This window comes from Thiohalocapsa sp., assembly GCF_022340605.1.
Lineage (GTDB): Bacteria > Pseudomonadota > Gammaproteobacteria > Chromatiales > Chromatiaceae > Thiohalocapsa.
Window position 1 is genome coordinate 1 of record NZ_JAJDNQ010000145.1, and the last position, 9,397, is coordinate 9,397.

Genomic DNA, 9,397 nt, shown 5'->3' on the forward strand with positions numbered 1-9,397 from the left:
GTCGCCGCCGACGCAGAGCACCGCATCGGCATCCTCCAGCACCCGCCGTGAGCCCATGGCCATGCCGAACAGCCGGCCCCATTCCACGGTGCGTTGGATGGGTGCCAGCATCTGGCTCATCTCGCCCGCGGGCACGACGAAGTGGCCGCCGTGCAGCGTGATCACGTATGGGATGCCGCGCAGCCTGGCCGCCGTGCGCACCGCCGCACCCAGCCGCTTGCCGCTGTGGGCGTGCAGCAAGCTCACGCCGGGCTCGCGCAACAGCGCCCAGAACAAAGACAGCGACAACAGGTTGCCGCCCTTCTTGTCCATGTCGCGGCGGTTGGCGTCGGTGAGCCCCCAGAACGGGTAGCTATACGCAAAGCGGCGCACCGGCACCCCGCGGAGGGTCTCGCGGCGGTTCTCCGACAGGGCCAGGCTCGTGAAGATGCTCACCTGGTGTCCGGCAGCGCGCAGGGCGCGGCTGGTCTCGAGGATGGTGGTCTCGGTGCCGCCCCATTCGTCCGCGACGAAACGCCTTGGAACCTGGATGACCTTCACGGCTGCCCGGCCTCGTGACTCAGCTTCGCGGCGATGAAGGCGCGCTCCGCGGGGGTCAGCGCCAGCGCATAAAAGGCCGCGAAGTAGACCAGTGCCGCCGTGCCGCCCTCCAGGATGATCCACAGGAAGCCCGCGCCGCTGGCATGCAATTGCCCGAGCCCCCAGGCCACGGCCAGCGCCGGCAGCAGCGGCGGCAGTGTCGGCCAGAGCGCATGGCGGAAGAAGTGCCAGGGCGTGATGCCGCGCGCGCGGCAGGCGCGCGGCACGATCACCATCAGTTCCACGCTGAAGGCCGCCAGCAGCGTCGCGAGCGCCACGCCGTTGAGCCCCCAGATCTGGATCAGGATGATTGACAGCACCAGGTTCAGCGCTGCCGACCCCCCCATCGCGAAGGCGATAAAGCGATGCTGCCCGTTCATCGCCAGCACGTTGGCGGCGTTCAACTGCACCGCCGTGGACAGGATGGCGCCCAGCAGCAGCCGCAGCACCGGCACGGCGCCGGCGAAGTCCGGCCCCATCCAGAGCAGGATGATGTCCTCGGCATAGAAGAACAGCAGCGCCACGAAGGGCAGGGCGATGGACAGGCCGAAGCGCGTGCCGTCCAGCAGCACCCGGTCAATGGTGGCGTCGTCGCCGCCACCGCGGGACTGGGCCACCAGCGGCATCAGGGCGTTGGAGAACTGCTTGTTCAGGTAATAGGTGTACTCGGCCACCTTGGCGCCGATGGCATAGACGCCCACCGCGGACAGCGGCAGGAACGCCTTGATGACCACCGGATCGATGCGCAGGATGATCAGCACCGCGATGTTGGCGATGAAGAAATAGAACGAGAAGCCGAGCAGCTCGCGCACCCGCTCGGTGGAGGCGAGCCGCGGCGACACCGACAGTGCGGGCGTCAGCCGGAACGCCAGCAACATCGCGATGATCGGCCCCAGCAGCATGGTCAGGGTCGTGGCAAAGATCAGCCCGCGGATGCCGTAACCCAGGTTCAGCAGGGTCACGACGAGGCCGGCGTTCAAGAGCTGCATCACCAGGTCGATGCCGTTCACCAGCGACATGCGCCCGATGCCGTTCAGCACCGCCCGGAACAGGTTCATGGGCAGGTTGGTGGCCACCACCCCGCCCAGCAGCCACAGCGCCAGCTGGAACCAGCGCCGCATCTCCGGGTCGAGGTCGAACCACACCCCGGCCCGCGCCGACACCACCGCCACCACGGCGATGCACACAAGCCCCAGCCCCACGTAGATCGCCAGCAGCGTCGCCAGCACCTGGTTGCGCCCGGCATGGTCGCCGCTGCCGTGAAACTCCCCCATGTACTTGTTCGCCGCCGTCGCGAAGCCGAGATCCATCAGCCCGAACAGCGCCACGACGGAGAAGATCAGCGACCACAGCCCGAACTGATCGATGCCGATCTTGCCGACGATAAAGGGCGTCAGGAAGAACACCACCACCATCATCACGAGGTAGCGAAGGTAGCTGGTGGCGATGTTGAGGATCCAGCGCATGTTCGGCGGGGGCTAGGGGTTATCTTTCAGTGCGGAGTGCGGAGTGCGGAGTGCGGAGTGCGGAGTGCGGAGTGCGGAGTGCGGAGTGCGGAGTGCGAGGTGCGAGGTGCGATGTGCTGAGTGCGAGGTCGGCCGGGGTTACGGCCCGGCAGCCACGCACCGTCGGCGCCTCGCATCCTGGGCCGCAGGCTCAGGTAAACCACGAGTATGCCAAAGCCCATGCCCCGACAGTGAGCGGAAAATCCCAACACCAGCCCCTCACCGTGCGCCGACTCCAACCGGGAGCGCCGACTCCAACCGGGAGCGCCGGCCCCAACCGGGAGCGCCGGCATCCTGCCGGCCACCGGGAGCGCCGGCATCCTGCCGGCCACTGGGAAGGCGGGCATCCTGCCCGCCTACCGGGACAGACCCCGCAACCGAGCACTCCCAAACGGCCAATCCTCGGCCCGAGCCACTAACCCTGCCTTCACCGGATTTCGCTCGATGTACCGCACCACCGCGGCCAGATGCCGGTCATCGCGGATATACCGGTCGAAATAGTCCCGCTCCCAAAACGTCCCGAAGCGCCCAAGCAACCGATTCGCCTGCTTCGCCGTAAACGACTTCCACGACTGCACCACATCCCCCAGCGCATGGCCGTCGGACGTCTCGATCAGGCAATGCACGTGATTCGGCATCAGCACCCAGGCCAGCATCCGATACCGCTCCCCGTCGAAGTGCAGTAGCGCGTCCTGCACCAAGGTGCCGATCTCTGGCCGTCGCAGCCAGCATTCGCCGTGGCCCGCATCCAGCCAGCGCTCGATGCAGCGTAGCCGCTCCGGGTCGCCGGGCTCGGTGGCGGCGAGGATTTCCTTCATCACCGCCTTCGGCAGCGAGTCCTCCAGGTGGAAGGTGATGGACTGCAGCAGCCCCGGCACGTCGAGGTGGGGAAGGTAGCCGCGGGAGTGCCAGCCTTTTGGGGGCATGGGGGTGAGGTCCTTGGGGTGGGGGTTACTCATGGAGTGTACGCTGTCCCGGTGGGCCGGCAAGATGCCGGCGCTCCCGGTGGGCCGGCGAGACGCCGGCGCTCCCGGTGGGCCGGCGAGACGCCGGCGCTCCCGGTGAGCCGGCGAGACGCCGGCGCTCCCGGGCGGCGCTCCCGGGAAGGGGGCGCTGGGTCAGCGGATGGCTGCTTCGGCCTTCATGAGGTGGAACACGTCGGTGATGGCCCGGGGGTCGCCGGGGGGCGGGACGTTGCTGAGCAGGCAGGCGTCGGAGTCGGGGTCGTCGGGGTGGTAGCCGTGCATGCCGGTGATGGGCTTCAGGCCCATGTGACTCGGCACGATGATGACGCCGGGGTTGGTGAGGAAGATGAGCTCCCCATACTGGTCGCCGTCGAAGTCGCAGCCGAGGGTGAGCAGCTCTTCGTGCGACAGGATGCGCCCTTGGGGCTCCTGCTCCAGGGCTGCGACGATGCGCTCGCGGGCCTGCGCGTTCTTGAACCAGAAGCGGCCCATGGTGGAGTCGTACGTGGCCGCGTAGTCGCGGTCGAACCTGAGACCCAATGCCTCGATGCGGGCCATGAGGTCGATGTGGGTGTGCACCGTGGCCATGCCGTGGTCGGAGCAGACGAAGAGCCGCACATCGTCGTAGTGCCGCTCGGCGTGCTCCAGCAGCGCCGTGAGCGCGCGCTCGTACCAGGCGAGCTTTTCGTCCACCCGCGGGCTCTCCTTGCCGACCTGGTGGAGGAGGGCGTCCATGGCCGCCATGTAGAGAAAGGCGAAGCGGATCTCGCCGCGCGCGATGTCGCCGCGCACCGCGGCCAGGTTGGCGTCTTCGGGCTCGCGCCAGTTGGAGACGTGATACGGCACGCCGGCGCGCTCCAGCAGATCGAAGATGTTCTCGCCACGGTTCAGACCGCCGGGCCGAAACAGGTCCTTCTTCTCGCAGTAGTCGAACAGCCCGATCTGCTCGAACGGCATGTTGTAGAGCTGGAAGTAGCCGGTGTAGCCGTAGGCGCGCTTCACCAGCTTGCTGATCTGGTTGCGCACCCGACCACGGTCGACGATGCTGCCGGGCAGCCAGCCCAGGGGCGCGAGCGGCTTGAACGGCGAGTGCGCCGGGTCGTAGTAGAAGAACGACCAATGCCCGTGCTCGCGCGGCGTGAGCCCAGACAGGATGGACGGCACGCAGGCGGACGAGAAGCCGAAGGTGGAGCGGAGCTTGCGTCGGTGCGGCAGGCGCTCCTCCAGGAAGCGCCGCCCGCGCAGCACCTCCCAGCCGAGGGCGTCGATGAAGCAGACCATGGACAGGGTCTTGCGGGCGGATGTGCTCATGCCGTGCTCCATGGTTGACGCTGCGCGTCCGGCACCCGGGGCGCGACCGGCTCAGCCGAAGGCGCGCACGGCGGCGGTCTCGTCGTCGAAGATCTGGAACACTGTATGCAGCCGGGTCAGCTCGAACAGCGCCCGGATGGTGTCGCTCATCTGCGCCAGGTACAGGTCGCCGTCCATCTTGCGGGCCGCCTGCAGGCCGGCGACCACCACGGCGAGGCCGCTGGAGTCCATGAACTCCGTGTCGCCGAGGTTGACGACGACGCGCCCCGAGCCAGCCTGGATGATCTGCTTGAGCTCGGCGCGTGCGTCGCCGGCGTTGGCCATGACGAGTCGCTCGGGCAGTGAGACGACGTCGATGCCGTTTTCTTGTCTGTGGGTGAGGCTCATGGTGTGCTCCCGTTCTGTGGGCGGTCATTGGGCGCCGGGCGCGTCCGGCGCGGTGTCACGTCGTTGCCGGCGCTGGTCGAGGGGCGCCGGTCGGCGCGCTGCATCAGGGCTTCTCCGGCACCGGGCGGCTCAGCGTCAGCAGGTTGATATCGTCGCGGCGGGTATAGCTCACGTCCGGAAAGCCGGCACGGATGATCTGCCAGCCGCGTCCGCCGGAGGCGTCGGGGGCCGCCGGTGCGCCGGGGGGCAATGGCAGTGGCATGGGTTGGCCGCGGTCGCGCAATCGGTAGCGCAGGGCGTCGGCCGCGCACTCGCCGCTGATGGCGATGGGCTGGCCCCGTGCCATGTCGTAGGCGTGCTCGATAATGTTGTTCACCGCTTCCACCAGGGCCAGCTGGAGCCCGAAAAGCACCAGCTCGTCGAAGCCTGCGCCACGTGCCAGTGGTATCAGGCGCTGCTCGATCAGGCCGTGCCAGGCGGTGTTGTCGGGGTCGCTGGTGAAATCGATTTCCGCGCGCTGCATGGTTACGGCTCAGTGGCGAGAGGTCCCGGTGCGTCGTCGATCCGGTGCTGCATGGCGCGCTCCAGTGGCGCGGGTGCAGGACTCTGCGGCGGTGCGCGGCGTGCGTCCGAGAACCCGGTGGGCTTGTCCGCGCGCGCTCATGCGGCCGGCCGCTCGATGATCAACAGCGATACGTCGTCCTCCAACTCGGCATCGCCGCGCCACGCCAGCACGGCGTCGCGCAACAGCGCGGCCAGGGCTTTGCTGCTCAACGCCCGGTTCTCGCGCAGCAGTTCGCACAGGTGCTCGATGTCGAAGGCGCGCCCTTGCGCGTCGAAGCAGTCGGTAATGCCGTCGCTGTAGGTGATGATCCGCTCACCGGGCGCCAGCCGGAAGCGCTGGGCGGTGTAGTCGGCGGTGTCGAACATGCCCACGGGCAGGCCGCCCTTCGGCAGAAATTCGAAGCTGCCGTCCGTGCGCAACAGCAGCGGCTGCGGATGGCCGGCCAATGCGAGCCGGCCCTCGCCGGTCAGCGGGTTGAGCACACCATAGACAACGGTGGCGTAGCTGGAGACCTCGCCGTCGGGGCTGCACAACTCCTCGTTCAGGGTGTGCAGGAATCCCGCGGGGTTGAGATACTCGCCGCCGCCCTTGGTGTGCTGGACGATGCCGGTGTGCGGTACCAGCGAGCGGCTGAGACTGGTGGACAACAGCGCCGCCGGGATGCCGTGGCCTGCGACGTCCAAGTGATAGAAGCCGATCTCGTCGGCGGAGATCGGGAAGAACTGGAAACTGTCGCCGGAGATCTTGGCGGCGGGCAGGAATAGCCAGCCGGCGCGCAACGGCGCGATGTTCTCATCCGACACCGGCAGTGACTCGCGCTGGATGCGCGCGGCGGCCGCGAGGTCGTTCTGGATTTGCCGGTACGCGCCGTCGAGTGCGTCGTGGCTCTGTTTCAGCCTGCGATTTTGCTCGGCGAGTCGCTCTTCGAGCCCGAGAATGCGCACGCCCACCTGCAGTCGGGCCCGCAACACCTGTACGTCGAAGGGCTTGCCGACGAAGTCGTCGGCGCCGGCGTCGAGCCCGTAGACGAGGTCGGTGTCTTCCGTGCGCCCGGTCAGCAGCATCACGTACACGTAATGGGCGAAGTCCGTGCGGCGGATTGCGGCGCAGACCTCCGGGCCGCTCATGCCGTCCATCATCCAATCGCAGATGACGAGCCGGATGTCGCCCTCGCGCAGGCGCTCGAGGCCCTCCGCGCCGTTGCTCGCGAGCACCGCCTCGAAACCCCACTTGCGCAGCAGTGCCCGCACATAGGCACGGACGTCGGGCGCGTCGTCGATGACAAGCACCTTGCGCGCGCCCGGAGCGTGATCCTGCTGCGTCGATGCCGTCCCGGCCGCCGGAACTGAGCTACCAACCTGCGCTTGCGTAATCATCATGGCTGCGGTTGAACCTCTGCTGCGGCGGCCGATCGACAGGGCGGCGTCTGGAGGATGACGGGTTGGCTCGTTGCCCGCCGTGGGCGGCCGAGACCCGACTGCACCACTGCACCCCAGTTCGTGCATTGCATTTCGCAACCTGGACCCGCCAATTTTGCGATCTGCAATGGTGCCCGCCGCGCCGCCGAGCGCATTGGGCTCGGTTCGCACCGCCCGGGACACGCGGCCTCGGGCAGCTTCCTGCGCTCGTCAAGCCAAGAGCACGCCTTCTCGAAGCGATTGCCGGGCCAACTTCGGGGCCTTGATCAGCCATCCCTGGTCCGGAATGTGCTTTATCCACCCCAGATGGAGCCTATGGTGCTATCCCTTGTTACTACCCCTGAATTATATTGTTACGTGCTGGGAGGATAACCCAAGATGAAAAAGGCGTTTGGCCGATTGAACACCGCAGCCGGCTCGCTCGTCCGCTTGTGCGCTCTAAGCTCGGCGCTGGCGCTGCTGTTTGCCACGTCGCAGGCAGCCGCGGTGAGCGACCTCTCCGCCGACGTCTACTCGTTGGACGTCGACACGGAGTATCTGAACAAGGTCGCCGGCCTGCTGCCGGAGTACCAGGTCGTGAACCCGGCCTTCGTCAACAGCGCCGTGGACCCGAACCTGCACCTGCTGGAGCAGACGCAGGTGTCCATCACCTTTTTGGATGAGGGCGCAGGGTACGAGAACAGCTTTGGCTACTTCTTGTTCGACGATGAGTACAACATCCTCGACACCCAGACCATCTTCGCCAACGCCAGCGAGGAGACCGCAAAGGTTGGCGGTGGTGCTGCGGACAACCTGAAGTTTGGCGGGCTGGAGGCCGGCGACACCGTGGATCTCGGGGTGTTCGATGCCGGCACGAACATCGGCTTCTGGCTCAAGGGCAATGGGTTCGTCGATCCCAACGGCTACACCTACTACACGCTGGACCATCTGAACCCGGACGACTTCCGGCACGTCGCGATGATCGCCGACGAGGCGAGCGAGCGTGTCGTGCTCGGCATCGAGGACATGTACAACCTCGGCGACCAGGACTACAACGACATCGTCTTCAGCATCAGTGCCTCGTCCTTCTCGGCACTGGACATCAGTTCCCTGCCCACCGGTGCGCCCGAGGCGGGTCCGATGGCCACCGCGCTGATCTGTGCCTCCCTGTTCGGCGTCTACGCCCGCCGCCGCAAGGCCGGTGCGCGCGCTGGACGTGCGTTCTTCAACGCCTCTCATGATCTCGCTGCCAGCCCCGCCTGATCCGCATCGCCGTACCAAGGTGATCGCCGCCATCGTGGCGGCGGTTACCATCGTCTGTCTGCTGGCGTTGGTCATCATTGTCGCCCGCGATCAGATCGCGGGCTCTGCCGTCCGCGTGGAGGGCGGCCGCGGCGGGGACGACGCCGCCGAGCAACGCGCAGTGCTCGAGGCCCACCTCGCCCGCGATCCGGATGACGATGCCGCTGTCGCCGACCTGGCGGCATTGGCCACCGCCGAGCGCCGCTGGGCGGATGCGGCCGCACAGTGGGGTAGGCTCGCCAAGCTCGACCCCCTGCACCCGGATGCCCGTTTCGAACAGGCACGCGCGCTGCTGGCCATCGGCGATCCCGAGGCCGCGGTCGTGGCACTCACCGCCGACGGCCGCGAGCCCACGGGCCGCGAGCGCGTGTTGTTGGCACGCGCCGCGCTGGTGCGCGGTGATCTCGATGAGGCCCGCACGCACGCCGCGGCGGCAGCGCAGGAGTCGCCTGAGCTGCCGGCGGTGCGCTTGCTGCAGGCCGACCTCGCGTTCCTGGGCGCGGACGATGAGCACGCACGCACCCTGTATGGAGTGCTGCTGAACGACACCGAAACCGCGGCGGCCGCCGGTCTCGGGCTGGCGCAGCTCGCATTGCGCGCCGGCGACCGGGATGCGGCCCTGGCGCAGCTTGCAGCGCTGCCGGACGAAGCCGGTTTCCAGGTGCTGAGCGCCCGGGCGGCGCTGTACCGCCAGCTTGGCCGCGACGACGACGCCGTCGCCGACTATCGGGCGTTGCAGGACCGCTATGGCCCACTGCCGGATGTCATCGTGCCCCTGGCGGAGCTGTACGCCGCGCAACAGGATGCCGCCGCCGTGCGGGCGTCGCGGCTCTCCCTCGTCGGTACCGCCGCGTCGGATCTCGCGGCGCGTCATTACCTGCAAGCCATCGAGTCCTATCTCGCCGGCGACACGAGCGCCACCCGCGACTATCTCGGCTGGGCGGCAGACTTCTTCGCCGGCCGTGACCTCTACCGGTGGATGGAACTGGACGTGGGCGCGGAGCTCGGCGACCCGAAGCTCGTCCACGCGGCGGTGACCTCGCTCGAGGCAGGCGTGGTGAGCCCGCTGCGCCGCGAGCGCGCTGCCGCCGTGCTGACGGGGCGGGCGGCGGAATTTGCCGATGCCGGCGACGCCATCACCGCGGCGGTGCTGGCCGGCGCCGCGCTGGAACTCGTGCCCGACCTCGCCTCGGCGCGACTGGTGGCCGCGCGTGCCGCGCTGCTGTCCGGCGATCACGCGCGGGCTGCGGCGCTGGCGGAGCCCCTCACCCGCAGCGACACGGAGCGCACGGCGGCGCTGGAGGTGCTGGGCCGTGCCGCACTGCGGGCCGATCAACACGAGCGCGCGGCGGCCTACTTCGACGACTTGGCCAAGGCAACGCCGGA

9 protein-coding genes are annotated in these 9,397 nt (G+C 68.2%); 2 read left to right on the forward strand and 7 right to left on the reverse strand.

What is annotated here, in order from left to right:
- The 7 genes from LJE69_RS18160 to LJE69_RS18190 all read right to left on the reverse strand — a co-directional run.
- A partial coding sequence (locus LJE69_RS18160) for a glycosyltransferase family 4 protein (protein ID WP_296927454.1) occupies window positions 1-540 on the reverse strand: 540 nt, incomplete at its 3' end.
- Window positions 537-2,045 (reverse strand): oligosaccharide flippase family protein, encoded by a 1,509-nt coding sequence (locus LJE69_RS18165; protein WP_296927455.1) that lies wholly within the window; start codon window positions 2,043-2,045, stop codon window positions 537-539. The genes LJE69_RS18160 and LJE69_RS18165, both read right to left, overlap by 4 nt.
- Window positions 2,046-2,440: 395 nt before the next feature.
- Complete coding sequence (locus LJE69_RS18170; RefSeq protein ID WP_296927456.1) at window positions 2,441-3,010, reverse strand: transposase; 570 nt, start codon at window positions 3,008-3,010, stop codon at window positions 2,441-2,443.
- Between the two features lie 192 nt (window positions 3,011-3,202).
- Entirely contained in the window at window positions 3,203-4,360 is a 1,158-nt protein-coding gene (locus tag LJE69_RS18175; protein ID WP_296927457.1) for an alkaline phosphatase family protein, read from the reverse strand.
- A gap of 51 nt (window positions 4,361-4,411) precedes the next feature.
- Window positions 4,412-4,747, reverse strand: a complete 336-nt coding sequence (locus tag LJE69_RS18180) for an STAS domain-containing protein (protein WP_296927458.1) — start codon at window positions 4,745-4,747, stop codon at window positions 4,412-4,414.
- 103 nt (window positions 4,748-4,850) lie between these two features.
- The gene (locus tag LJE69_RS18185) at window positions 4,851-5,270 is read right to left on the reverse strand and encodes an ATP-binding protein (RefSeq protein ID WP_296927459.1); all 420 of its coding nucleotides are present in this window, start codon (window positions 5,268-5,270) and stop codon (window positions 4,851-4,853) included.
- 137 nt (window positions 5,271-5,407) lie between these two features.
- Window positions 5,408-6,601 carry a SpoIIE family protein phosphatase gene (locus tag LJE69_RS18190; RefSeq protein WP_296927460.1) on the reverse strand — a complete coding sequence of 398 codons (1,194 nt, stop codon included), beginning with the start codon at window positions 6,599-6,601 and terminating at the stop codon, window positions 5,408-5,410.
- A gap of 507 nt (window positions 6,602-7,108) precedes the next feature.
- Between LJE69_RS18190 and LJE69_RS18195 the strand changes: the two genes are divergently transcribed.
- A complete protein-coding gene (locus tag LJE69_RS18195; RefSeq protein WP_296927461.1) occupies window positions 7,109-7,972 on the forward strand; it encodes a DUF4114 domain-containing protein in 864 nt (287 codons plus the stop codon).
- A gap of 19 nt (window positions 7,973-7,991) precedes the next feature.
- The coding region (locus tag LJE69_RS18200) for a tetratricopeptide repeat protein (protein WP_296927462.1) at window positions 7,992-9,397 on the forward strand (1,406 nt) is incomplete at its 3' end.

What these genes read in the sequence shown, in the direction of transcription:
- LJE69_RS18165 (WP_296927455.1), bottom strand. Translation starts at nt 2,045, where the DNA reads ATGCGCTGGATCCTCAACATCGCCACCAGCTACCTTCGCTACCTCGTG.
- LJE69_RS18170 (WP_296927456.1), bottom strand. Translation starts at nt 3,010, where the DNA reads ATGCCCCCAAAAGGCTGGCACTCCCGCGGCTACCTTCCCCACCTCGAC.
- LJE69_RS18175 (WP_296927457.1), bottom strand. Translation starts at nt 4,360, where the DNA reads ATGAGCACATCCGCCCGCAAGACCCTGTCCATGGTCTGCTTCATCGAC.
- LJE69_RS18180 (WP_296927458.1), bottom strand. Translation starts at nt 4,747, where the DNA reads ATGAGCCTCACCCACAGACAAGAAAACGGCATCGACGTCGTCTCACTG.
- LJE69_RS18185 (WP_296927459.1), bottom strand. Translation starts at nt 5,270, where the DNA reads ATGCAGCGCGCGGAAATCGATTTCACCAGCGACCCCGACAACACCGCC.
- LJE69_RS18195 (WP_296927461.1), top strand. Translation starts at nt 7,109, where the DNA reads ATGAAAAAGGCGTTTGGCCGATTGAACACCGCAGCCGGCTCGCTCGTC.